Below are 25818 nucleotides of genomic sequence, written 5' to 3' on the forward strand. Positions count from 1 at the left end.
TGATCATCCTCTATATCGTTATAATTACAATACTTTCTTATATAAAATTAAATGATATCACATGCCTGAAATAAAGAGAAACGTTAATAAATAAAAGAGATTGCCTATCGGCAATCTCTTTTAATGTATTAACGGAAAGAAGATACGTTATTACCCTTTGCTTCGTAATAGTCTAAAATACCTTGATAAATTGCTTCTGCTGCACTTTGTTTCTGTGCTGGTGTAGCGAGTTTATTTGCATCATTCTTATTATCTACAAATGCTAATTCTGCTAATACAGCTGGCATTGTATTATATTTTACTACGTACCAATTATCCTTTTTCACACCACGATCTTTTGTTCCAAGAGCTGCTACAAGGCGCTTTTGAATTTTTTCTGCTAATAAGCGACTGTCTTCCGTATGTGGATTCGTTGATCTTGTCGGTGCTGCTGCATAATAGAATGTTTCTGTACCATGTCCATCTTTACCTGTAGAACCGTTACCGTGAATACTTACGAAAATATCACCATTATTTTCATTAGCAAATTCTACTCTTTTTCTTAAAGAATCACTAGAATCTACTCCTGGGCGTGTATCGTTCGTACGTGTTAACTTAACAGTAAATGGTGTCTTTTTCTCAAATAGTTTTTGTAATCGTAAAGATGTATCTAATACGATTTGACTTTCTTTCTCGTAATAACCAACATTACCCGAGTCAATTCCACCGTGACCTGGATCAATAATAATTGCTTTACCTTCTAAGAAGTTCTCTTGTTTTACTGGGTTTAATTGATTTTTATCAACCCATTGGAAACCAGCGCCTACGCGGATACGAATCCAGCTTCCACTCTCTTCCATAACCGTTACTGTTTGTGCATTATATGTACCTAGCACTTTAGAACTATGTGAAGCTGTTTCATAAGTAGTAAATCCTTCATTAATCGTTTCTGTTTTTTCTGTTAGAGGTGTCCACTTCTCACCTTTACTTGTTACAATTTTTAACCAGCCGTCTGCTCTTTGTTCTTTCACTACAACCATTTGTGGCTTATGCTGAACATCAGTAATACCAGATGATAATGATGGTTGATGATATGTAATAAAGTTTCTGTTCATATACATTCTTTTTGATGTATCTGTTTTATTTTGATCAGCCATCGCAATAAACTGAGCTGCTTCTGCACGAGTTACAGTTCCTTCAGGCTCCCAACCATTTCCCGTACCTTTAGAAATCTCTAAAGCTACTAAAATATTAGCTTGTTTCTTACCCCAATGAGGTTCCAAATCTTTAAACTGTGTTGGAAGTTCTCCAATAATTTTCTTATCTAATGAGTATGCTTGTACCAACATAGATGCCATAGATGCACGGTTAATTTGGCTTGATGGATTAAATTTACCAGTACCATCTCCACTAATTACACCTGCTTTTTCCACTGCAGCAATGTACGGAGCTGCCCAATGGTTTTGTGCATCTTTAAAAGATGGCTTTGCTTTTGGATCAATTGGTAAACCAAGAACGACTGCTAAAATTTTTGCAGCTGATCCTCTATCTACTGCTTCAGATGGAGAAAACGTTCCATCTGGCTTTCCATCAAGCGCCTTTTTTCCTACTAAATAATCAACTGATTCTTGCGCCCATGAAGGAACATCCGAAAACTTCTTCGCTGCTGCGAAACTACTTACTGGAGACGATAATAAACTTGCGGCTAAAATACCTGCCGCGACTGCACGATACTTCATAAAAAATAATACTCCTCTCGACAATCATCTTTTAATAACGCGTAATCTTAATATATAAATTTCGACAAATTCGAACAAAAAAAATTAGTGCGCCTCTATTATTTTATAATACTCGAATTATGTAGTAAACCTACTTTCTTAATATTGTAAAATAAATTACAATTAATTTACTCTTTGTTAAATAAAGTCGATTTCTCTGCAAACAAAAAATAGGCTACTAGAGGTAGCCCATTTCTTTTCTTATTCTGCAATCATCTCTGATAATACATATGCATAAACAAGTGCTTCTGTATGAGCAATCGAACTTTCATGTGTACGCTCAAATGCATGAGAAGAATCAATACCTGCTCCAATTAATGCATGCTTCACATCAAATCCAGCGCGAATCGCAGCTGATGCATCCGATCCATAGTACGGATAAATATCTACTTTATATTCAATATTGTTCGTTTTCGCAAGCTCTACTAAATGTTTACGTAGTGCATAATGATACGGACCACTAGAGTCTTTTGCACAAATAGATACTGTATACTCGTCAGATGCTTGTCCATCACCTAGCGCTCCCATATCAACCGCTAAATATTCAACCGTTTCTTCTGGAATGTTAGAGTTACCACCGTATCCAATCTCTTCATTGTTAGAAATTAAGAAATGAGTTGTATATGGTAATGTTACGTTTTCATCTTGTAATCGCTTAATTAATTTTAATAGAATCGCAACACTTACTTTGTCATCTAAATGACGTGATTTTATGTATCCACTCTCTGTAATTTGAACGCGTGGATCAAATGAAACGAAGTCTCCTACTTCAATTCCTAATTCACGTACTTCATCAGCTGAAAATACGCGCTCATCAATACGAACCTCAATATTTTTCTCATCGCGTTTCGCTTCACCTGCATCTTTATATACATGTACAGATGTTTGATGCATTAAAATCGTTCCTGTATACGTCTTGCCACTTGATGTTTCAATTTCGCAATATTCCCCTTCTACAGAGTTCCAGCGAAATCCGCCAATCATAGAAAGACTCAGACGACCATCTGGCTTAATTTCTTTTACCATCGCACCTAACGTATCAACATGTGCTGTTAATAAACGGTGCTGTGCATCATTTTTCCCTTTTACCGTTAAAATAAGAGCACCTTTATTGTTACGCTTCGTTTCTACATTCCACTCACTTACATAGTTTTCAATAAAACGAATAATTTTCTCTGTATTTCCAGATGGACTTGGAATAGAGACAAGCTCCTTAATCAATTCCATCGTTTCTTTCGTATGATGTGCCATTGTCATTTCCTCCTCATTTTTCCTATTATTTAGTATACCGAATTTACTATAAATCCTCTACTCATATAGCTTAATTTTCTAAATTATAGTAAAATTCACTTTAGTATATAAAAGGAGTTATACAATATGAATATATCAAAAAAATATGTACACATTGCACTCATTTGGTTTCTAGCATCATTACTTTGTTTACAAGTTTCTTATGCAGTTCATACTACTACTTCTATTACAACTGGCTGGGTATTAACAGCTATCTTCTTCATTATTAGTTTATTTGCAACAAAAAAGCATAGCGTTAATGAGTAACGCTATGCTTTCCCTACAAATCTATTCTTCTGAAACATCCAACAAGTAAATACCTCTTTCAAACCCACCGCGCTCTATCTCTTTCTGCTTACGAAGACGTTCTACATCTTCAATTGTTGCACCTTCTGCACGCGCTAATGATATGATTACTTCCAGTGCATCCGCAAGAGAATCAAGCGCATGTTCACGCTCTTTCATAGAAGCAAATTCACGAATTTCTTCTGTCCCAATTTTCGCCAAAGCTTGTATGTATGCTTGTCCTGTTAATTTTTGTGCTGTATATGTTTTTCCAGACATTAAAATCTTCTCTGGAACACGATCTCTTACTAACTTGTTATATGCTGACATCATTAATCCTCCTATGTTTAATAGCAGCCGAGCTCTGCCTTATAAAATAACCACTCTTTTTTCACACAAGCACTTAACATATCAATTCCTGATCCGTGTGCCCTTACTGCCGGAAAGAAATAATGCTCTGGTTCTTCTTTCTTATCGCCATATAAGGTTTGGTACTCATCAGGAATCGCCTCTTTTTTCACATCCCGTTCTTTCTCCACTTCACCTGAGAAAGCAACAATTGGATGCCCTTCAAAGAATAGTGCAGTTCGTACCGCAAGAGATGGTGTACTATGCAAAGCATAATATGTAAGTAAAATAATAACGATAACACCAATAATTTTCTTCATATATTACTCCTAAAAAAAGTGCTAACACAATTATACTAAAATGTGTTAGCACTTTCTCCCCTTTACCTTAAATTAACCGTTAGTAAAACTATTACTACACTTTATTCTCCTTTAAATGCCGGTAAACGTTTTTCTAAAAATGCAGCAATACCTTCTTTATGATCCGCAGTTTGTCTCATCGCATATTGGCCGCGTTTTTCAAGCTGCAGCGTTTGTTCTAAATTGGAGCGATTTACTTCACATAAAATTTGTTTCGTTTGAATCATCGCTTTAATCGGTTTTTGTGACCATTCACTAATCTTTTGCTTCACAGCTGTTTGGAAATCCTCGCCAATTACTTCATCAATTAAGCCGATATCAAGCGCTTCGCTCGCTGATAATTTCTTTCCTTCCCAAATAATTTGCTTCGTCATATTTTCACCAACGCGCTTTTGAAGGAAGAAATGGCCGCCGCCATCTGGAATTAAAGCGATTCCAATAAAGTTCATCGCAATAATGGATGAAATATCTGCCATCACATAGTCAGCTGTTAGCGCAATACTTAATCCAAGACCAGCAGTTGGTCCATGAATCGCACTAATAACGAGCTTTGGCATCGTATATAAAGTCACAACGACTTCAGAGATAGTATTCATAATACCATCAAACTTGCTTTCATCATTACTTGAAAGCATCGATTTAATATCTCCACCCGCAGAAAAACCACGGCCGTTCCCGCATAACACAACAATGTGTGCAGAACTCTCCGCTACTTCTTTCAGTTTTTGTAATAACTCTTTTAACGTTGGCTCATCTAATGCATTTAACACCTCTGGGCGATTGACCATAACCGTTGCAACGTGCCCTTCATATTTCACAATGACAGATTCTGTTTTACTTGTTACTTCCATTATATATACCCCTCTTTTCTACATAAAGTGAAACTTTAATCAGTGGAGTGGGGGTTTTCTTCATCCCCCACTCCACTGATTATTAGTTGAACCAATCGGACTTTTATGGGCAGTTGATTCCCCACCTAACTTCTTTGCTTTCTCTGAATTTTGAGGTGGGGGTCTTACTGCCCATTAAAGCGGGACAAAGATTATACTTATATAATTATAGAAAGGATGTGAAAAACCCTTCTTTTTTCTTAATTTTCTGTCTAATAATCTCGTAATTTGTATATCACCTTGCATAAAACATACAATTTCGTTGAAAAATATAGAAATTAAAGTCGGTTTATCCCGGCTCTTCATCTATTTACCATTACAATGAAATGGTGTATTCTTAAGTCTGATATAAAAATTAAATATAGAAATTCATTCCCCTTCCTATTATATAGAGGGGTGCTGAAATAAAGGAATGAAGAAATGGAGGAACATATGGTTACTAAGTTAAAACAGACGGATAACTACTTCCCGCATTTCCTACTGCTATTCATCGTGTTTCAACCAATTTTAGATTTATTAACGTCTTTTTCAATCTATATATTACACATGAGCGCAACAGTCGGAATCGTAGTCCGTTTCGCCTTTATGCTTCTTGCATTAGGTTATCTACTTCTTCATCATAAACAACAAGGCGCGAAAAAGTACATTCTCTATTTATGTTTACTCGGCATTGCACTGGCAATCGGTCTTGTAAATAATATGATGGTTAAATCTCCAGTTTCATTTGGAGAAGAAGTTAAATTTATTTTAAAGAGCATATATCCAATTGTGCTACTGTTTGGATATATTATCGTCTTTAAAGAGCTAAAAAATAAAGAATATGTGTTTCATAAAATCATTACATATTTCTTATATGCAACTTTAATTTTAAGCATCACAATGATTATCGCAATGCAAACTGGCACTGATTTCCCAAGCTATCCTCACTCAAAAATTGGCTCAAGAGGTTGGTTCTTTGCTGGAAATGATTTAAGTGCTCTCTTCGCGATTATGTTCCCAATCGTTGTCTTATATTCGATTTATAAAACAACTTCTTTCTCGAAAATATATTACTGGATTCCAACAATACTTGCGATGTATGCAAGTATTATGGTCGGAACAAAAGTTGGATATGGTGCAATTGTGCTAACATTAGGCGTAGCACTTTTCTTCTCGTTCATTGAATATATGATAAACCGTAAAAAAGAAAAAAAAGGATTCACATATCTTGTAAACACCATCGTTGCAGCAGTTGTACTAGGAGGTTTAATTGTTCTTACACCGCATACTCCTATCGCAAAAAATATGGGAATCCACATGCAAATATACGAATACAAAAAATCAGTACAAGAAGAACAGGATAAAAAAGAAGGAAAAGTAATTAAAGAAAATCCAGAGGATGCAAAAAAACACGCAAAAGGTGAACTAACAGACTCTGAAGTGAAGAGTTTAATTTATAGTGATCGGGACAAATTCTTAAAAGTATACAAACAATACTATAAAGAAGCACCGCTCTCACAAAAACTTTTTGGAATGGGTTACGCTGGTAACTACACAGTTAAAATTAAATTAATTGAAATGGACTTCCATGACCTATTTTTCGCCTTTGGAATTATCGGTTTCCTTATTTACTTAATACCACTTCTATACTTCGGTATTAAACTATTCATCCGTATGATCACAAACTTTAAGAAAATTATAACTGTAAAATATATGCTATTATCTAGTACACTCATCCTATCACTTGGCATTGGCTTTATGTCTGGTCACGTATTAACAGCGCCATCTGTTAGCATTTTTTTCATCGTTATACTTGCCTACTTAATTGTTGATTTAGAAATAGAATAGAAAGAAGCAGCATCTATTTGGATGCTGCTTCTTTCTACTCCAGTCATAATTGCTTTTTCTCGCTTAATTAAATTTTTTGTGGACTACTAAAAAAAGATCGAATCACATGACGATTCGATCTTTGAAACAAAACTATTTCTTTCTATTGAAACGATGCATGAATCTGCTCCAGCACCTCATCAATATTATCCTTCGTAATAACAATACCGAAATCTTTCGGCACATTACGATCTTCTTCATTTACAACTTTATGTGCAATTATCTTTCCGACTTCTGGCCTGAAATGATGTCCATCCATATAATTATCTAAGTTCTTTGTTACTGAATTTAAATACATGAAATGATGCACTTCTCCAAATACATCGACAGCATCATGGAGCCACCTTTTATAATCTTCCCAACGCCCTGATTGAATCATCGCACGGAACAATGGCTCTGAAACAGGAGTTGTAAAAATATAAAACTTTGTATTCGGATTATGAGATTTTACAGTTCCTAATATTTCCTTCATATTTTGATACTCATAATTCCCGCCATAAATCTCTCTACTAAATTTATCTACTTGCGCGGCAATTTGTGTGTCACGCTCTTCTTTCGTATACTCACGCATCGATTTTATGTTATCGCGATTATATACATCAATAGTCTTATTGTGATGAATGGAGTTTTGAATTGTATTTCGGGAATATGTAATCCCATCCATACTCACATACGATTTAATTGGATATAGTAAGCTTTGTGCCTCATTAATATATACTTCTGGCTTTTCAAAACCGATTTCTCTATTTTTGTTCGTTCCAAGGAAATCTAAACCAACCACAATAGAAGATAATTCACTACCTTTTCTCTCTTTTGCATATTCAATGTACGCATCGTACTCACGCGGATCTGTACTACTTACCGCATAATTAAATGCGTTTAATCCGGTAAAATCATTTTCATTGATAAACGTTGTTCTACTACTGCCAAGTATAACGCCATCATAAGTAAACGGACGATATGTTATATAATTCGTTTTTTGTTGTCTCTCATTAAACCCAAACTGAACATTATTCCACTTATTTTTATGCGAGAATAACCAAAGTGAATCTGCATAGCCATTAAATATTCCAACACCTGCAAGTGGAACAAAAACACATACAAAAACGAAAATAAGCCACTGTTTGTTTTTCATATTCTCCACCTAGAAATTAAAGTATAAAAACTCACTAATACTCGTTAAATGCAATACACTATACACAAGTAATATTGCAGTAAATAACGCCGTCCATACTGTCGGACGGAATGAGTCTTTTAACTGAATTGAATTTTTTAAGAAGAAACTAATACATAATGCTCCGAAAATATACGCTACTATTTCCGTATTTAATAATGAAACATGGTATGCTTCAGTAAATGAAACACCGTACCCTTTTAAAAATTGTAGCTTCTCAATAACAAATACCGGGAATACGCTATTTGCTAGTTCGAATCCATTACATCCAAACATTCCTTTTAACACTTTCACCGCATCATGCATCGATGTTGCTCTAAAGAATACCCACGTTATATTAATGAAGAAAAACGTCACGAGCCATCCCGCCCAGGCCGGCATGCACCCTCCTGCTTTGTTCCACAAACGATGAACGACAGAAGCTAATCCGTGCAGAAATCCCCAGAAAATAAATGTCCAACCAGCCCCATGCCAAAGTCCACTTATTAAGAAGACAATCATAATATTGACGTATGTACGCGTAATACCTTTTCGATTTCCTCCAAGAGAAATATACACATATTTCGTTAAAAACTGGCTTAATGTCATATGCCAACGATGCCAAAAGTCTTGTATACTCACCGCTTTATACGGTGAGTTAAAGTTTTGAGGCAATTTAATGTTGAACATTAACGCAATTCCAATTGCCATATCGCTATATCCACTGAAATCAAAGTATAACTGAAATGTAAACGCTAATGATGAAAGCCAAGCTTCCACAAATGTTAGCGACTGCTGTACATCAAACCCTTCCCGTACGACAGGAGATAAAACGTCTGCAATCCCTACTTTCTTGAAAATACCGATGGCAAATACAAAAATACCGAGAACGATATAATTTGATTGCCAACGCTTTTTACTACGATCCGCAAATTGCGGCATAATTTGCGCATGGTGTACAATTGGTCCTGCAATAAGTTGCGGGAAAAATGTTACAAACAGAGCGTAATCAAGAAAATGACATGCCTCCGTTTCCCCGCGATATGTATCTACTAAAAACGCAATCTTTTGGAATGTATAGAAACTAATCGCAAGCGGTAACGTTAATGATAATAATGTAAAATGAGTTCCAAATAACGAATTTACATTTTGCAAAAAGAAATCATAGTACTTGAAATAACTAAGCATTCCAATATTAAATAGTAAGCCTACTGTTAAAAGAAATTTACTCTTATGCTTTACGAGCTTCATTCCGATAAAGTAGTTCACAATGAGCGATACTAACATAAGCGGCAAATACTTTATGTTCCAATAACTATAGAAAAATAAAGACGCTGCCACAAGCCAAGCTTTCGCTAAAGTAGTTTGTCCAAATTTATTTAATAAAAAATATAAAAGAAATGCTATCGGTAAAAATAAAAAAATAAACTCAAACGAGTTAAATAACACACCATCTCTTCCCTTCTAAACAAATCACACCTTATTCATCTTATCTTATCCAGATAGTGGGTGTCAAAAGGATTCCATACCGCTTTTCTTCTATTATATAGAATAATTATTTTAATCGAATTATTAACATGCTAAAATATTAAAGGCACTATTATAAAAAAGAATATATAATAGATATGTCGTTTTTTTTACGAAATGTATTTCGAAAAAGTGAGGAGAGTCCTTTGGTATTTAGTAGTTCGATTTTCTTATTTATCTTTTTACCTCTCGTATTATTTCTCTATTTTATAGTGCGTGCCGAGCTACGTAACTTCGTATTACTTGCATTTAGTTTAATTTTCTATGCATGGGGCGAACCACGTTTCGTTCTTTTAATGCTCTTTTCCATCGTATTAAACTACTGCTTCGGCCTACTCGTGCATCATTATGATAAACGAAAAAATATGAAAGTCACATTTTTAATTATGGCTGTAGTCGGAAATATACTATTACTTTCTTATTTTAAGTATATTTCATTTTTCACAGACATTTTAAACAACGTCTTGCACTTATCTATTCATGTGGAACCTATTCCACTACCAATTGGAATTTCATTTTATACATTCCAAGCGATGTCCTATGTCATCGATATATACCGTAAAGATGGGGATGTTCAAAAAAATCCACTTAACTTAGCGCTATATATATCTATTTTCCCTCAGCTTATTGCCGGACCAATTGTTCGTTACAATATCGTCGCTGAGCAAATTAAAACGCGCATCCATTCTTTTGAACGATTCACAGAAGGTATTCAAATTTTCGTTCTCGGACTAGCAAAAAAGATATTAATCGCTAACCAAGTTGGATTCGTCGCTGATAAAATCTTTGCCTTACCACCATCTGAAATGAGTGTTGGAACGGCATGGATTGGTATTATCGCCTATACCCTGCAAATTTATTTCGATTTCTCAGGGTACTCTGATATGGCAATCGGACTTGGAAAAATGTTCGGCTTTGATTTCCCGAAAAACTTCAACTATCCGTACATCTCTAAATCTATTTCAGAGTTTTGGAGAAGATGGCATATTACACTCGGCTCTTGGTTCCGCGATTACATATATATCCCGCTCGGCGGAAACCGCGTTTCAAAACTAGCGAATTATCGTAACCTCTTCATCGTATGGGGGTTAACTGGTTTATGGCACGGGGCGAGCTGGACATTTATCGCCTGGGGCTTATATTACGGCTTTATTATTTCAATTGAAAAAGCTGGATTCGAAAAAATATTAAACAAACTATGGAAGCCGCTGCAACATGCATACGTATTACTAATCGTTATGATCGGTTGGGTCTTCTTCCGAGCTGACAATTTCGCTTACTCATTCCAATATTTAAAAGCGATGTTCGGCATAAGCAGCCAATCTTTCATCGATGACAATACGATGTTATACGTACATGAATACATTATCGTATTTCTCATTGCCTTTATCGCAGCGACACCAATTTTAAAAAGAATGAAAAACATACTAGAACTTGCGCCAAAAACGTATATGTTCACAATGCAATTTGTACGTCCTATATTATTACTAACATTATTTATGATTTCGGTTATGTACTTGATTAACTCAACATATAATCCATTTATTTATTTCAGGTTTTAACTGATGTAGGAAGGAAACGTTATTATGAAAAAATTGGGGAACCTCATCCTGTTTATCGGTTTTCTCACCATTATCTTTTCATTTGGCATATTATCGTTACTCAAAACAGACCGAGACATTTCACCAGTTGAAAATCGGCCGCTCGCTCAAAAACCAGCACTTACGAAAGAAGCTCTCCTAACTGGTAGCTTCTTTAAAGATGTCGAAACATACACAAATGATCAACTAATCGGACGAGATGAGCTTATTAAAAACTATACAATTGCTCAAATTAATATGGGCAAATCTCTCATTAACGACATTATTTTAACTGATGATAAATGGCTCCTGAAAAACCCGGCGTGGACAAAAAAATATAATGAAATTGACCAATCCATGCCTGCTATAAACGATTTGTCTCAGTTTTTAAAAGAACAAAACGTTGAGTTTTACTTTGCTTTACCACCGTCAAAAACGAATGCATTATCATTTAAATTACCTTCTCATATTCATACATATGCACAGGAAAATTTAAATTACTTTCTAAAGAAGCTTCCAGCAGACGTAAAGCCAATAAAACTTATGGAACACTTTAAACAGAACTATACAAACGAAGAAATACAAGACATGTATTTCAAAACAGATCATCATTGGAATATGGACGGTGCCTTCTTAGGTTACCAATATATAATGAACACAATCGGGCAACAATCTTCTATATATAAAGAAAAAGAAATAAAAAAAGAAGACTACACTCGGACATGTGCGCAAAATAAACATTTAGTCGGAAGTTTTAACAACCAACTATACCAACTCATCGATGCAACGGGTGAAAAATTGTGCTACTACACACCGAAAGACGGTTTCAACTTCACAAGCGTAACCGCAAAAGATATGCAAGGTACTGTTCACCAAAACTTAGATGAACTATACGGCGTAGAAAAACAAAAAGATACAACATCATACGCAGGTTATTACACAGATGACTATCCAGAAATCGTCATCGAAAATAACAATGCACAAAATGAAGTACGCGCCCTAGTCCTAAAAGACTCATTCGCAAACGCAATCGTGCCACACTTAGCACAAAGTTTCAAACATACATCTATCCTCGACCTGCGTCACTATCACGAAAAAGATGTATATCAATACATTCAAGACAACAACATTAACATGGTATTGTTTGTGTATAGTGATTCGAATTTGAGCGGGGATATGTTTAAATTTAAGAAATAGAAAGAAGGCTCTTGTAAAAATACAAGAGCCTTCTTTCTATTAAAAAATCAGCGGAGATGAATCCCCGCTGATTTTTCACTTTATCTATAATCGACTTATAGATTTGGGTTGTTAAGAACGTTCACTTGTACTGCTTGTGAACCAATTTCACTTGTTACAACATTCTTATCGCCTAATACTTTGAATACTAATGTACCTTTGTCAGTGTACTTCGTAGTTAAAGCATCATAAATGTCTGCTTTAAAGTTGTTGAATACTGAATCACTTGATGCTGTTACTGTTACATCGCCAAGTTTTTGGTCAAAGATGTCATAATGAGCATTACCATTTGTATCAAGGTAAAGAGTTCCTTTATCTTTGCCAGACTTCACAACACGTACTTTATGTTGTGTTTCTTTTGTTAAGTTAATACCTTTTACGATATCATCAAGGTTACTCTTCTCAAGTTCTAATACAGTACCGATGTTAATTTTCTTCTCAACGAAGTTTTCTGTTTGAACTGGTTTGAAGTCTACAGATTTAATAGCGATTTTCTCTTGAACGATTTCTAATGTCGCTTTACCAGCAGTTGCACCATTTTTCGTTAAGTGGATATCAACTTTACCTGGTTTTAAACCTTTAACAACAACTTTATTTCCAACAATTTCAGCTGTAGCTACTGCTGGATTTTTAGATTCAATTTCATAACCTTCTAAGTTTTCAGCATCAGAGTATACACGATCTGAAGTGTACTTAGATAATTGATACTCAACTGTGTTAGAAACATTTAAGTCAAGTTTTGAATCAGGTGATTCACCGTATTTACCTACTTTAGATACAAGTTCAAAGTTTTTAAATGCAACGTTACCTTCTGTTACGTTCACATATAATGAACCTAAAGTCTCACCGTTAAGGTTTTGGAAGTGTACTGTACCTTCACCAACAGACTTACCTGTAACACCAAGTGTCTTAATTCCAATTGAACCAGCATCAGTTGTTACTACATCAAATTTTTCTTTACCATTTTTTTGATCTTCTAAAAGAACTACATCTGTTTGTGGAAGAACTTCTTTAATTTCATTAGATTTCGCACCATATGGATCACCATATTGGTCAGTTGTTACGAAAGTAACAGGTAATGTTTTGTTTTGAACAACTTGTAATTTATCTGGATTAGCTTTTACTGATTTTAACGTACGAGAACCAGTCGTTACTTTGAATTTAACGTCTTTTGTAACGTCGCCTACTTTAATAGTAAGTGTAGCTTCACCAGCAGCTTCAGCTGTAATGTAGTTGTTTACTACAGAGATAATACCGCTGTTTGAAGATTTAATGCTAATTGAGTTTGGATCAACTACTTTATCTTCTCCAGCGATTGTAGCAACTACGTTATGGATTTGTGCTTTTTCACCAACCACTAACGTTTGGCTGTTTAGTTTGAAGTCTTTTCCAGTCAATGTATTACCGTATACTACACCGTTTTTATCTGCATCTACCGCAAATACAGTACTCTTAATTGCAGAAGCTGGTGTATCAAGGTTTTTCACTGAAATAATACCAGTGTTAGAAACAGTTAAACCACCGCGTTTTGTAACTTGAACCTCTACTTTGTAATCACCGTGAGAAAGGCCAACACCAAGTTTACCTGTAGAAGAAGTTGACTTTCCACCCTCAAAAATGTTTGCTGGTGAACCGTCTAAGTTATTTGCTACAAATTTGACGTCATGGTTTGCTAAGTTTAAGTACTCAACATCAGCGTTACCTTTTTCGTCGTTTAATTTGAAGACAATTGCTTGACCAGCACGATCATCATCAAATGTAAGTTTTTCTACAGCTAATTTTTTCACTTCGTATACGAATTTCGCTACGAATGATTGATTTTTAACTTTAATGCTTAAGTCTTTATTAGGAGCTACTTTGCCACCAAGTGTTACTACAGCAGAAGTACCATCAGCGCTTGCTTCAATCGCAACAGCTTTATCTCCTTCAAGAGTTACATCATCAGCAGAAAGTTTATCTAAACCAGTACCTGTTAATGTTAATTTCGCTGGTTCAGAAATTTTCACATCTGTTACATATGCTTGTGCATTATCTTTTTTACCATATTTTTTATCTGTTAATGCGATAAATTGAGCTGCTTCTGCACGAGTTACAGTTTTATTTGGCTCCCATTTCGTACCAGTACCTACAGAGATTCCAAGGTTAATTAGGATGTTTGCTTTTTCTTCACCCCAATGTTTTCTTAAATCATCAAATGTTGTAACTAACTCGCCATTAACTTTATCTTTTAAGTTATAAGCACTTACTAACATAGAAGCAAATGAAGCACGGTCAATCTTTCCTTCTGGATAGAAGTTTTCTTTGCCGTCACCTTTAACGATACCAGCTTTTTCAACTGCTGCGATATATTTAGCAGCCCATGTATTTTTAGCATCTTTGAAAGAAGGTTGAGCATTTTCATCAACTGGTAAATTTAAAATTTTAGTGAAGATTACAGCTGCAGAAGCACGATCGATTGATTCGGTTGGACCATATGTACCGTCTGGCTTACCTACAATTGCACCTTTATCTACTAAGTAGTTAATAGATTCTTCTGCCCAATGTCCAGCTGGAACGTCTGGGAATGATTTACCTGCTGCTGCTACTGGTGATACAACACCTGCTACCATTGCTGCTGTCATTGTACCTGCGATTACTTTTTTGTAAGAGTTAGTCTTTGCCATTTTATAAATTTCCTCCTTCAGGAATATGCTACTAGTTTCACATCATATTAAATTTGAAAACTAGCTAGTTAGAAAAGCCATAAAACAATAAAAACATAAACAAAAACACTATAATGAAAAGTAGTTCACATAAAAAATGATACAAACCGTTTAATGTAAATATAAGGTTTAAATACCATTTTCTGAAACAAGTTCATCATACTATACAAAACCATTCGTTATCAAGAACTTTCTCAAAAGAAGATTCGACACATTCTGATAATTCAGTCTTTTAATCGTATTATTAGTATATTAATAATACTAAAATATAGAAATGAATAAACTGTTTTCCTATAAACCACTCTCACTGCGCTTCGTATATTTTTCATATAGAATACACAATTGGAATTATAGCACATATTTACACTTTATCACCTAAATATTTTTTACAATAAATACAATTTTCAGACTACATTCGACTGATTTTTTTAAAATTCGACAAATCATTCCTCTGTTCGTATGTTTTTTCAACGAAAAAAGATGTGAATTCACAAAAAATTTACATATTAATAGGCATTCCTCTATTACCGAAAGCGCTTTCTATTTATTTCTCAATAAAATTTGATTGATATATAATCTAAAAGTTTTATTATCTTCACCAATTACAATCTTATTTTGAACCAACATAAAAAAATAAGCCTATAAAATTATAGGCTTATTTTCATTAAATTCATTCAATTATACGAACAAACTATTACTTAATGATTTTTGAAACTGTTAAGCTTTCAATTGGAGCAAGTGGGTTTTTGTTTAAGTCTTTAACTTCAAATCCATCTTTTGCAGTTTTAACAGTAACTGTTTTAGCAAATTCTGCACTTGTTAATTCACGGCTGAAGTTGAATGTAATTTTCTTACCATTCTCAGCAACTTCTCCTTTTGCTACCTCAATTGGGTTTTGAGCTAAAGAAGATACATTCGTTCCATCAAGAAGGAAGTTAAAGTCTGTAGCATCTACACTAGTTTCATCCATTGATTTGCTGAATGTTAATACAACTTTTTTACCATCGATTAACTCTGCTTTTTCTACTTTTGGTGCTACGTTTTCTTTAAGTTCAACAGTTTTTGCTGCACCTTCTGCACGTTTTGCTTCTACAGCTTTTGTTTTATCTTTAACACCTGCAACAGATACTGCATAGTTACCAGTAGCTTCTACTGAACCTGCTTTTAATGTAAGTTCTACTTGAGCAGTTCCATTATTGTTCACTAATACTGCTTTTTCTACTTTTGCACCTTCAACAGTGTAGTTTGCTGCATTAACAGCTGAAGCTCCATCAACTTCGCCATCGAAATTAACTGTTACTCCATTTTTCTCGTTAGCTACTACTGTGTAAGTAAGTTCGCCAGCTTCTGCTACTTGACCAGCAACATTAAATGTAACTGTTTTTGCTTTACTACCATTTGGAGTTTTAGCATCGTCTTTAACAAATCCAGCTGGTAATGTAACTGTCCAAGATCCTGGAGTTGCTTTTGTTACATCGATCTTAACAACTTTTTTATCTTTTCTTTCAGCATTATCTAATGCACCGCCGAAAGCAGCATTATTGTTTGTTACATAGTTATGAACGTGTGTACCTTTTGCTGGAACAGCACCTGCTACTTCAACATCTTCGCTGTAAGTTAATACAAGGAATTGTTTAGTTTCATTCTCAACTTTTTCAGTAACAACTTCAGATTTAGTTACTTCTGGAGCAGTTGTATCAGCTGATACTAATACTTGTTTCACATACTCTTTTTCTAATGCGATACCGAATTTGTCTGTAACACCAGCTTTGATTGTGATTGTGTTAAGACCATCAATTAGAAGGTTATCAGCGTCTTTTAAAGTTACATATGCAACTTTTTTGTTGTCTTTATCTAATTCAACACTAGTTGGTGTTTTCTTATTTACAGAAACAGCAGTTTTGTCTAGCGTTGTAAATTCTTTAGAGAATGTAACTTTTAATTGTGTATCAGAAAGTACTTCTACACCGTTTACTACTGGTTTTGTTTTATCAATAGCTTGTTTTTTGATAGTTGTTTTTACTGGGTTTGGAGAAATTAAGTTTCCAGCAACATCTGTTGCACCAACAATTGTTACAACTACTTCTGCATTTTCATCAACATTTGTTAAATCAACTACTAAAGATTTTTTATCTTGAGAAAGACCTTTCACAACTGCTTTGTCGTTGTTTACAGTTACATTACCTTGATTTGAAATCGGCTCAGAGAATACAACTTTTGCAGTGTTTGCATCTTCATATTCAACACCTTTTACTTCAGGGCGAACTGTATCTTTATAAGAAATTACTTGAGTGTATTTAGCAGTTTTAACTTTAGCATCAGCTTTTGTTTCAACTGGAGCAACAACTAATACCGCATCTTCAATTTTAGCAATGTCATTGAAAGTTACGATTACAGTTTTGTTATCTTTACCAACTTCTACTTTCTCAACTGTTTTTCCAGTTAAAGAGAATACATCTGTAGTAACTGCATCTTTGTTAATTTCTGTAGCGAATTTAACTTCTACTTCTTTAGAGTTTAAAACTTTTACAGATTCAACTTTATCTTCTGCTTTTTGTCCGAACTGCTTGTCAGTTTTAGCAATAAATTGAGCTGCTTCTGCTTTAGTTACAGATTTATTTGGCTCCCATTTGTCGCCAGTACCTACAGAGATTCCTAATTTAACTAGGATGTTAGCTTTATCTTTACCCCAGCTATCTTTTAAATCATCGAATTTAGTTTCTAGAGGACCGTTTACTTTAGTATCTAATTTGTAAGCTTCTACAAGAAGAGAAGCCATAGAAACGCGGTCGATTTTTCCGTTTGGATCGAATACGCCTTCGCCTTTACCTTTAACAACGCCAGCTTTTTCTACAGCTGCGATGAATGGAGTATACCATTGGCCTTGAGAATCACCGAATGATGGTTTAGCATCTTTATCGATTGGTAAGTTTAAGATTTGAGCCATCATTGTAGCTGCTTCTGCACGAGTGATTTCTTTTCCAGGCTCGAACATTCCTTTGTCGTTACCTTTAACTGCGCCTTTTTCTACTAAGTAGTTAATAGAATCTTCTGCCCAGAATTTTTCTGGAACGTCTGGGAATGATTTTCCTGCTGCTGCTACTGGAGATACAACACCTGCTACCATTGCTGCTGTCATTGTACCAGCGATTACTTTTTTGTAAGAGTTAGTCTTTGCCATTTTATATATTTCCTCCTTAGGAATGTAATACTAGTTCCATACTGTTTTAAATAGATATTCTATTTATTTTTGAAACTAGTAGATATAAATGTGGTTAAAGTATTCCTTATACAGAATAATAGAATATCCCGTATTAAAGAATCATACACTCTTTTCATCTAATTTAAAACCTTAAATTCGACAAAAAAGTGAATTTTCACAATTCGAAACGATCGTTTTTTCGACTTTCATTTTAAAGGATCCAGATCTAAAAATCAGAATATTTTAAATGAATAGAAAAACGCGTCAGAATTACATTTATAACAAACTTCTTATAACCATTTACAACTATAACAGAAAAAGCTTTCCAATTACAACATCTAACTATAGAGATATTACGACATTAATCGACAACTTATTTTTCTATGATTCGACATTTTTATTACCATCAGATTTTCCAAAATTACCATACCTATTTTCTTATCATTTACTAAATAAAACGTTAAATACCAACATTCATTATATATTAATGTTAGGATTTTTAAACATACATCTTATCTCTCAAACTTCTTTCTTTATGAGCATATGTTTACAATCACTTACGTAATTCGACATTTTTCTACAAATTTATTTTTTCTTTCGACATTTTCTTTTTTCAAAAAATAAAAAAGAGGATGTCCTCTTAAATTAAGATCCCATTCCTCTTTTTTTGAACTCTTTTGAATTCAAGTCACTTATGATGTATCGAGACGCTGTTGAAATTTGCTCTCGTAATTCTTCTACTCTTTGTTCCAATGTTTCTTGTACATATTCTTTTTGTTCTAATTGCTTCGTTGCGACATTATACAAAGTTTCAGACGTCCAATCACCATCTACGTTTCCGATAATCGGCTGATTTACTTGTTGTAAAAATGAATCGATCTTTGGATCATATGAAATACCGACCATAGGAATATTAGCAACCGCAGATAGTATGAGCGCATGAAGTCTCATACCGATTAGAAGCGAACATTCCGACAAAATTGAAATTTTCTCATGAATATCGAGCTTATACGGAAGCATATGAGCTTCTTCTCCCATTAAATTAATAATATCGCGTGATGCATTTTGATCAAATGGTCCATGCATTGGCACGAATAAAATATGGTATCCATCATGCTTAAATTTTTTCAGCGTATCTGCTAGCTTCTTCATATAATCTTCTTTCGCGTCCCAATACCTCACACTAACTGCAATTACTTTCCCTTGAATCGCATGTTTTTGCAACCACTCCGACTTCATTCCTTCTGGTTGACATGCCAATACTGGATCTGGAACTAGTTCGATATCCTTCTTAATACCAATTTCTTTTAAATACAAAAATGAATCTTCATCACGAACTGATATATATTCCGCTTTTGATACTTGCCATTTCACTAATAAACGATTTTGTCTTTTCGTAATTGGACCAATTCCTTGCGCATAAATATAATACGGCTTCTTCAAAAAACGAGCAATTCGCATAATACCCGTATAGTACAAAATACTTTTAATACTCGTTTTATCTTGAAGGAGGCTTCCTCCTCCGCTAATTAAGCCATTACTTCTCTTTATTTCCTTATAAATTGCTCTTATATCCCAGCGATTTACTGCCTCTACACCGTACATTTTCCTTGTATAGTCGGGGTCATTCGAAAGTACAACAAGCTCAAGAGTAGGATCCTCTTCATGTAGCGCTTTAATAATTGATTGCAAAATTGCTTCGTCCCCAACATTATAAAAACCATAATATCCTGATAAAACTAACCGCACTCTTAATCTCCTCCAACATTTCGCAATCAACTTTTTGTCATTCAACAAATCGCTATCAACTCTTTAATAAGAAAAGTTGGATAACTTTAAATTGATTTCTTTCACAAACATACAAATAGCCATACTCATTTATGGACTCATTTACTTACGTAAAAATGGGATTTGCTTTTTGGATATCCAGTTCAACTTTAATGCGCATATGCCATATATGAACAAGGCCACACAAAACGCTACACCACTATATATTATTGCAATAAGTCTAGAATCTACCACATTTATGAAAGTAGATGTGAAATACAATCCTATACCTACTATACTAGATACCCCAATTACAGCAAAAAATCTCCCCATGTGAATCGAATAAGCCAATTCTTTTCGAATGTATATATAGTTTACGATACAAATCATGATATATATGATAAGTGTACTATAAGCCGCACCAGTTATACCAAATTGACTTACAAGTACTATATTTAATATGACTTTTACAAAACTCGCTCCAACAACTATCCACGCCGCTTGCTTAGAACGGTTAATTCCTTGCAAAATTCCTATTGATAATACCATAAGTGACGTAAAATACGAACTACCAATTAAAATAGCTAACATTCCGCTCCCTTTCGCATCTGTAAACAATCCAACATTTAACGGGATTGTAAGTGCCATGAGCCAGATTGTTATCGGCGTTGTTAAAACATGAGCAAGCTCATTTGTCCGTTCAATTGTTTGTTTTGCTAACACTCTATCTTTCTTTGTTAATGCAGCAGTTAACAATGGGATTAACGGAAATACCATCGCACTTGCAAACACGACAATTAATTGTGTAAACGCAAATCCACGACTATATATACCAAATTGTTCTTGAATCGTTGTAGTGGATTCATACAACATATGTGGAATCGTTACAGAATCAACTAAATTTAACACCGGCATCGATAATGCTCCAACTGCAATTGGAATCGAGACCTGAAGTATCTTTTTTGCATTATCTTTAAAATCTTGTAGTGAATATGTATTACTTTTATAACGATATATACTTTTTACATACTTCATTCTCAAATAGATAAGTGACGTAATTACTCCAAGGCAAGAACCAATCATTGCGCCGCCTGTTACAACATCACTCTCTTTATTCCAATATACAAATAAAAATGCAATTGCTAACATAAAGAAAACACGAATGAACTGCTCAATTACTTGTGACACCCCGGTAGGAATCATATCTCCAAAACCTTGGAAATATCCTCGATATACCGCCATATATGGTGCGATTAATAACGCAAACGAAGTTACGATTAATGGAAGTCTTGTTTCTTGTCCACCAAGCATATTTGCAAACATACTTGATCCAATCATAATAACTGAAAATCCAAGCACTCCAAATATTACTCCAATAATAGATGCTGAAGTAAATAGTTTGGCAATTCCATTCTCGTCATTCTTCTCATGAAGTTCAGCGATTAATTTTGATATAGCTAGCGGTACTCCCGCTACTGATAAAGTTAAAGCTATCATATACACAGGAAAAACAAGGCGAAAAATCCCCAGTACTTCATCTCCTGCTATATTTTGTAATGGGATTTGAAAAAAACTTCCCAACACTTTCGATAGAAACGTTGTAATCGTTAAAATCGCAGCGCCTTTCACAAACTTATTATTCATCTTCTAGCTCTTTTCTTTCAATATATAATTTTCATACATATTACAACATAAAACGAGATAGCTATATTCTTCTCTTTTTTGAAAAATTTCACTTTATCTCATTTAGCTATCATACCAAATTTCTTATACATTGAATACTCTCTTTCTTTCTATGTTTTAAATATAGTATGTACAATAACGCCTTATTTATATCCAGTTATTTCTTCAATTTACTACTTCTACTTATTCGGGATAAACATGTGCTATAATGTAGCTATTGTCAGTAAGAGGAGTGTTTACAACATGCTGAATTCGGTAAAAAAGCTGTTAGGAGATTCTCAGAAGAGAAAACTAAAAAAGTATGAACAACTTGTTCAAGAAATTAATAATCTGGAAGAAAAACTATCTGATTTATCTGATGAAGAATTGCGTCATAAAACGATCACATTTAAAAACATGCTTCGTGACGGAAAAACAGTGGATGATATAAAAGTTGAAGCGTTCGCTGTTGTACGTGAAGCAGCAAAACGTGTACTTGGATTACGTCACTACGATGTGCAGTTAATTGGTGGCCTTGTACTATTAGAAGGTAATATTGCAGAGATGCCAACTGGTGAAGGAAAAACATTAGTTTCTTCTCTTCCAACATACGTACGTGCTCTTGAAGGAAAAGGCGTTCACGTTATTACTGTAAACGACTATTTAGCAAAACGAGATAAAGAATTAATTGGCCAAGTTCATGAATTTCTAGGTTTAAAGGTTGGATTAAATATTCCTCAAATCGATCCTGCCGAAAAGAAACTTGCTTACGAAGCTGATATTACATACGGTATTGGAACAGAATTTGGCTTTGACTATCTACGTGATAATATGGCCTCTTCAAAAAATGAACAGGTACAACGTCCTTATCATTTTGCTATTATCGATGAGATTGATAGCGTTTTAATTGACGAAGCAAAGACACCTCTTATTATCGCTGGTAAGAAATCAAGCAGCTCTGATTTACACTATTTATGTGCAAAAGTTATTAAATCATTCCAGGATACTCTTCATTACACATACGATGCAGAATCGAAATCTGCTAGTTTTACAGAAGACGGTATTACAAAAATAGAAGATTTATTTGATATCGATAACCTATATGATTTAGAACATCAAACTTTATATCATTATATGATTCAAGCATTACGAGCTCATGTCGCTTTCCAATGTGATGTTGACTATATTGTACACGATGAAAAAATTCTACTTGTAGATATTTTCACGGGTCGTGTTATGGATGGTCGCTCTTTAAGTGACGGTTTACACCAAGCTCTCGAAGCAAAAGAAGGCTTAGAAATCACTGAAGAAAATCAAACACAAGCATCCATTACAATTCAAAACTTCTTCCGTATGTATCCAGCACTATCTGGTATGACAGGTACAGCAAAAACGGAAGAAAAAGAATTTAACCGTGTATATAACATGGAAGTTATGCCGATTCCGACAAATCGTCCGATTATTCGTGAAGACAAAAAGGACGTCATATACGCAACAGCCGATGCTAAATATAAAGCTGTACGTGAAGATGTTCTAAAACACAATAAACAAGGACGCCCGATTTTAATTGGGACAATGTCTATTTTACAATCAGAAACCGTTGCTCGTTACTTAGATGAAGCAAATATTACATATCAATTATTAAATGCAAAAAGCGCAGAACAAGAAGCTGATTTAATCGCAACTGCTGGACAAAAAGGTCAAATTACAATTGCGACGAATATGGCCGGACGAGGTACTGATATTTTACTAGGTGAGGGTGTTCACGAACTTGGTGGATTACATGTAATCGGGACAGAACGCCATGAATCGCGACGCGTTGACAATCAGCTAAAAGGTCGTGCTGGTCGCCAAGGTGACCCAGGTAGCTCTCAATTCTTCCTTTCTTTAGAAGATGAAATGCTAAAACGTTTCGCACAAGAAGAAGTCGAGAAATTAATGAAATCACTGAAAACAGATGAAACAGGACTTATTCTAACTTCTAAAGTCCATGATTTTGTAAACCGTACACAATTAATTTGTGAAGGTAGCCATTTCTCAATGCGTGAGTACAATTTAAAGTTAGACGATGTAATAAATGACCAACGTAACGTTATTTATAAATTACGTAATAACTTATTACAAGAAGATACAAATATGATTGAAATTATTATTCCAATGATTGATCATGCTGTAGAAGCCATTTCTAAGCAATATCTTGTAGAAGGTATGCTTCCAGAAGAATGGGATTTTGCTAGTTTAACAGCAAGTCTAAACGAAATTTTATCAGTAGAAAATATGCCATCATTATCAGCAAATAATGTACATTCACCGGAAGATTTACAATCCGTTTTGAAAGAAACATTATCTCTTTATAAAGAGCGCGTAAATGAGCTAGATAGCCATACTGATTTACAACAGTCGCTACGATATGTTGCCCTTCATTTCCTAGATCAGAACTGGGTCAATCACTTAGATGCAATGACCCACTTAAAAGAAGGCATCGGACTAAGACAATATCAACAAGAAGACCCTACTCGTCTTTATCAAAAAGAAGCTTTAGATATCTTTTTATACACATATGGTAATTTCGAAAAAGAAATGTGCCGCTATGTTGCAAGACATTTAGGTGTTCCTGAAAACGTACAATAACGAGGTGAAAGATTATGTTATCATTCCTAAAAAAAGCTAAGAAAAACGGAAAAGATACGACTGTCTCTAGTAATCAACTATTCGGACAAGAAAGCACAAATACTGAAAATAAAACTGTAAAACCAACGCTTTACTTCCACCCTAGCTGGGGTGCAGTAGGACAAGAACAAAAATACATTTATCAATTTTTACATAAAGAACTACCACGTTTAGAAGAATATCAAATTTCTTTATCTGGAATTGAGATTGAAAAGCGTGATAACGGTTATGACGTAGCTGTATTTATTCGCAGCACTGTTCCGAAACCAATTTCTTTCGAAGAAGTTACATTAATTCTTCTAAATAAAGAGAAAAAATTATGCGCGCGAAAAACATTCAACCTTTCTGCATTAGGAGATATTCCTGCAAATGTAAATATGCCGTTTATTTTTACATTTGAGCAAGAAACAATTACAGATGCTGAATTATCGCAAACGGATTGGGAATTAGCGTTCGAACTTGAAAGTAAGCATGTATTAGATTTAGATCCATCTTGGGAAGCTCAGTTACCTGAAGCAAGCAAAGAAGCTTTACGTAATTTCGTGGACAATTTAACACCTCCACATGATGGTGAAATGAACTTCCTAGGTCTGCAAGCTGCACGAAAAGAAAACGGCGATTTACATACAACGCTTCTTATTCGTAACGGTTGTAAAGACAACATTCAACTAGAGCAACTTCCTCTTCATATTGAAGATGCCACAGGTGCAGTTGTTGTTAAAGGCGCTTTCACATTACCGAACCTTGAAATTAAAGCGAACACTACAAAACCGTGGTCATTTGTCTTCCCTGCTTCATCTATATTAAAAGAAGATATAGACCTATCTTCTTGGAAGGCACTTGTACCACAAGACTAATCATAGAGAGGCTCGCCTCTCTTACTTTTTTTCATACAAAAAGCCTGCTCAAAAAGATGGTCATCACACCTCTTTGGACAGGCTTTTTCTTTATGTAAAATTTATTTCGTTACGAATAAACGTTCAATATGATATTCAGCTTCTAATTTGCACATTTCATCTGCATGCTTTACTTTATTTCTTTTTAATTGCTCCACTTGTTCTTCGCTCGGTTTTTCATTAATAAGCTCGTTAATTTTTTCATTTACTTTCATTGCTAACGCTTGATGGAAATCTGGATGTCCTTTCAACTCGTCATCTACTTTATTGATCCAAGTTGATTTTGTGTATAAATACTGTTTCCACTGTTCAACAAATTGTTGCATATCAAACTTTTCTTCGTTCCATTCAATTTCTTTCATATACTTCTCAAAAGAAACAACAATTGAGCGTGTAATCCCAATCTTCACTCCGTGTGGTAACTGTTTGTACATCAATTATTCCCTCCAGCTTAAAGCTCTTCCTTCTGACAAAAAAGGAATCTCAAAATTCATATACATTACTATAATATCACATACCTAATCTAGAATGTTACTATACTGCTAAGAGGAATAAATGTCAACAGACGCATAACATCTTGATATACAGATGTTATAAACAAAAAAAACACCCTTATATAAGGGTGTTT

At 34.6% G+C, this 25818-nt stretch carries 18 protein-coding genes; 6 read left to right on the plus strand and 12 right to left on the minus strand.

Translation table 11 applies throughout. The annotated features are described in order from the left end of the window. Window positions 1-128: 128 nt before the first annotated feature. Entirely contained in the window at window positions 129-1718 is a 1590-nt protein-coding gene (locus FH036_RS10485) for an N-acetylmuramoyl-L-alanine amidase (RefSeq protein ID WP_044793667.1), read from the minus strand. 240 nt (window positions 1719-1958) lie between these two features. Further along, a complete protein-coding gene (locus FH036_RS10490) occupies window positions 1959-3008 on the minus strand; it encodes a M42 family metallopeptidase (protein ID WP_000930097.1) in 1050 nt (349 codons plus the stop codon). A gap of 126 nt (window positions 3009-3134) precedes the next feature. Here FH036_RS10490 and FH036_RS10495 point away from each other — a divergent pair, with 126 nt between their 5' ends. Then, window positions 3135-3314 (plus strand): hypothetical protein, encoded by a 180-nt coding sequence (locus FH036_RS10495; protein WP_001027102.1) that lies wholly within the window; start codon window positions 3135-3137, stop codon window positions 3312-3314. 21 nt (window positions 3315-3335) lie between these two features. Here FH036_RS10495 and FH036_RS10500 read toward each other — a convergent pair whose 3' ends face one another. The 3 genes from FH036_RS10500 to FH036_RS10510 form a co-directional block, all read right to left on the minus strand. After that, entirely contained in the window at window positions 3336-3662 is a 327-nt protein-coding gene (locus FH036_RS10500) for a nucleoside triphosphate pyrophosphohydrolase (protein WP_001277353.1), read from the minus strand. A gap of 17 nt (window positions 3663-3679) precedes the next feature. Beyond that, window positions 3680-4000, minus strand: coding sequence for a hypothetical protein (locus FH036_RS10505; protein ID WP_000720155.1), 321 nt, complete (start codon window positions 3998-4000; stop codon window positions 3680-3682). A gap of 101 nt (window positions 4001-4101) precedes the next feature. Continuing rightward, entirely contained in the window at window positions 4102-4890 is a 789-nt protein-coding gene (locus FH036_RS10510; protein WP_000454170.1) for an enoyl-CoA hydratase, read from the minus strand. A gap of 471 nt (window positions 4891-5361) precedes the next feature. Between FH036_RS10510 and FH036_RS10515 the strand changes: the two genes are divergently transcribed. Next, window positions 5362-6756, plus strand: a complete 1395-nt coding sequence (locus FH036_RS10515; RefSeq protein WP_000256702.1) for an O-antigen ligase family protein — start codon at window positions 5362-5364, stop codon at window positions 6754-6756. Between the two features lie 142 nt (window positions 6757-6898). Here FH036_RS10515 and FH036_RS10520 read toward each other — a convergent pair whose 3' ends face one another. After that, window positions 6899-7930: a hypothetical protein gene (locus tag FH036_RS10520; RefSeq protein ID WP_139895714.1), complete on the minus strand. Its 1032-nt coding sequence runs from the start codon at window positions 7928-7930 to the stop codon at window positions 6899-6901. Window positions 7931-7939: 9 nt separating this feature from the next. Next, complete coding sequence (locus tag FH036_RS10525) at window positions 7940-9397, minus strand: MBOAT family O-acyltransferase (protein WP_139895715.1); 1458 nt, start codon at window positions 9395-9397, stop codon at window positions 7940-7942. Window positions 9398-9621: 224 nt separating this feature from the next. Here FH036_RS10525 and FH036_RS10530 point away from each other — a divergent pair, with 224 nt between their 5' ends. After that, complete coding sequence (locus FH036_RS10530; RefSeq protein ID WP_139895716.1) at window positions 9622-11037, plus strand: MBOAT family O-acyltransferase; 1416 nt, start codon at window positions 9622-9624, stop codon at window positions 11035-11037. A gap of 24 nt (window positions 11038-11061) precedes the next feature. Continuing rightward, a complete protein-coding gene (gene patB1, locus FH036_RS10535) occupies window positions 11062-12252 on the plus strand; it encodes a secondary cell wall polysaccharide O-acetyltransferase PatB1 (RefSeq protein WP_139895717.1) in 1191 nt (396 codons plus the stop codon). Window positions 12253-12347: 95 nt separating this feature from the next. Here patB1 and FH036_RS10540 read toward each other — a convergent pair whose 3' ends face one another. The 4 genes from FH036_RS10540 to FH036_RS10555 form a co-directional block, all read right to left on the minus strand. Beyond that, window positions 12348-14954 (minus strand): S-layer homology domain-containing protein, encoded by a 2607-nt coding sequence (locus FH036_RS10540; protein WP_138322423.1) that lies wholly within the window; start codon window positions 14952-14954, stop codon window positions 12348-12350. Window positions 14955-15687: 733 nt separating this feature from the next. Next, window positions 15688-18174, minus strand: a complete 2487-nt coding sequence (locus FH036_RS10545; protein WP_139895718.1) for an S-layer homology domain-containing protein — start codon at window positions 18172-18174, stop codon at window positions 15688-15690. A 666-nt stretch (window positions 18175-18840) separates the two neighbouring features. Continuing rightward, window positions 18841-19944 carry a polysaccharide pyruvyl transferase CsaB gene (csaB, locus tag FH036_RS10550; RefSeq protein ID WP_139895719.1) on the minus strand — a complete coding sequence of 368 codons (1104 nt, stop codon included), beginning with the start codon at window positions 19942-19944 and terminating at the stop codon, window positions 18841-18843. 141 nt (window positions 19945-20085) lie between these two features. Then, window positions 20086-21606, minus strand: a complete 1521-nt coding sequence (locus FH036_RS10555; protein ID WP_139895720.1) for a putative polysaccharide biosynthesis protein — start codon at window positions 21604-21606, stop codon at window positions 20086-20088. Window positions 21607-21888: 282 nt separating this feature from the next. Here FH036_RS10555 and secA2 point away from each other — a divergent pair, with 282 nt between their 5' ends. Further along, a complete protein-coding gene (gene secA2, locus FH036_RS10560) occupies window positions 21889-24255 on the plus strand; it encodes an accessory Sec system translocase SecA2 (protein WP_139895721.1) in 2367 nt (788 codons plus the stop codon). Window positions 24256-24269: 14 nt separating this feature from the next. Continuing rightward, entirely contained in the window at window positions 24270-25151 is an 882-nt protein-coding gene (locus tag FH036_RS10565; protein WP_000948198.1) for an accessory Sec system S-layer assembly protein, read from the plus strand. A gap of 101 nt (window positions 25152-25252) precedes the next feature. Here FH036_RS10565 and FH036_RS10570 read toward each other — a convergent pair whose 3' ends face one another. Continuing rightward, window positions 25253-25624, minus strand: coding sequence for a hypothetical protein (locus FH036_RS10570; RefSeq protein ID WP_000278023.1), 372 nt, complete (start codon window positions 25622-25624; stop codon window positions 25253-25255). Window positions 25625-25818 lie beyond the last annotated feature (194 nt).

It is taken from the genome of Bacillus sp. CD3-5, assembly GCF_006349665.1.
Lineage (GTDB): Bacteria > Bacillota > Bacilli > Bacillales > Bacillaceae_G > Bacillus_A > Bacillus_A paranthracis.

Coding starts and splice junctions, on each gene's coding strand:
- FH036_RS10485 (WP_044793667.1), bottom strand. CDS start 1,718: ATGAAGTATCGTGCAGTCGCGGCAGGTATTTTAGCCGCAAGTTTATTA.
- FH036_RS10490 (WP_000930097.1), bottom strand. CDS start 3,008: ATGGCACATCATACGAAAGAAACGATGGAATTGATTAAGGAGCTTGTC.
- FH036_RS10495 (WP_001027102.1), top strand. CDS start 3,135: ATGAATATATCAAAAAAATATGTACACATTGCACTCATTTGGTTTCTA.
- FH036_RS10500 (WP_001277353.1), bottom strand. CDS start 3,662: ATGTCAGCATATAACAAGTTAGTAAGAGATCGTGTTCCAGAGAAGATT.
- FH036_RS10505 (WP_000720155.1), bottom strand. CDS start 4,000: ATGAAGAAAATTATTGGTGTTATCGTTATTATTTTACTTACATATTAT.
- FH036_RS10510 (WP_000454170.1), bottom strand. CDS start 4,890: ATGGAAGTAACAAGTAAAACAGAATCTGTCATTGTGAAATATGAAGGG.
- FH036_RS10515 (WP_000256702.1), top strand. CDS start 5,362: ATGGTTACTAAGTTAAAACAGACGGATAACTACTTCCCGCATTTCCTA.
- FH036_RS10520 (WP_139895714.1), bottom strand. CDS start 7,930: ATGAAAAACAAACAGTGGCTTATTTTCGTTTTTGTATGTGTTTTTGTT.
- patB1 (WP_139895717.1), top strand. CDS start 11,062: ATGAAAAAATTGGGGAACCTCATCCTGTTTATCGGTTTTCTCACCATT.
- FH036_RS10540 (WP_138322423.1), bottom strand. CDS start 14,954: ATGGCAAAGACTAACTCTTACAAAAAAGTAATCGCAGGTACAATGACA.
- FH036_RS10545 (WP_139895718.1), bottom strand. CDS start 18,174: ATGGCAAAGACTAACTCTTACAAAAAAGTAATCGCTGGTACAATGACA.
- FH036_RS10555 (WP_139895720.1), bottom strand. CDS start 21,606: ATGAATAATAAGTTTGTGAAAGGCGCTGCGATTTTAACGATTACAACG.
- secA2 (WP_139895721.1), top strand. CDS start 21,889: ATGCTGAATTCGGTAAAAAAGCTGTTAGGAGATTCTCAGAAGAGAAAA.
- FH036_RS10565 (WP_000948198.1), top strand. CDS start 24,270: ATGTTATCATTCCTAAAAAAAGCTAAGAAAAACGGAAAAGATACGACT.
- FH036_RS10570 (WP_000278023.1), bottom strand. CDS start 25,624: ATGTACAAACAGTTACCACACGGAGTGAAGATTGGGATTACACGCTCA.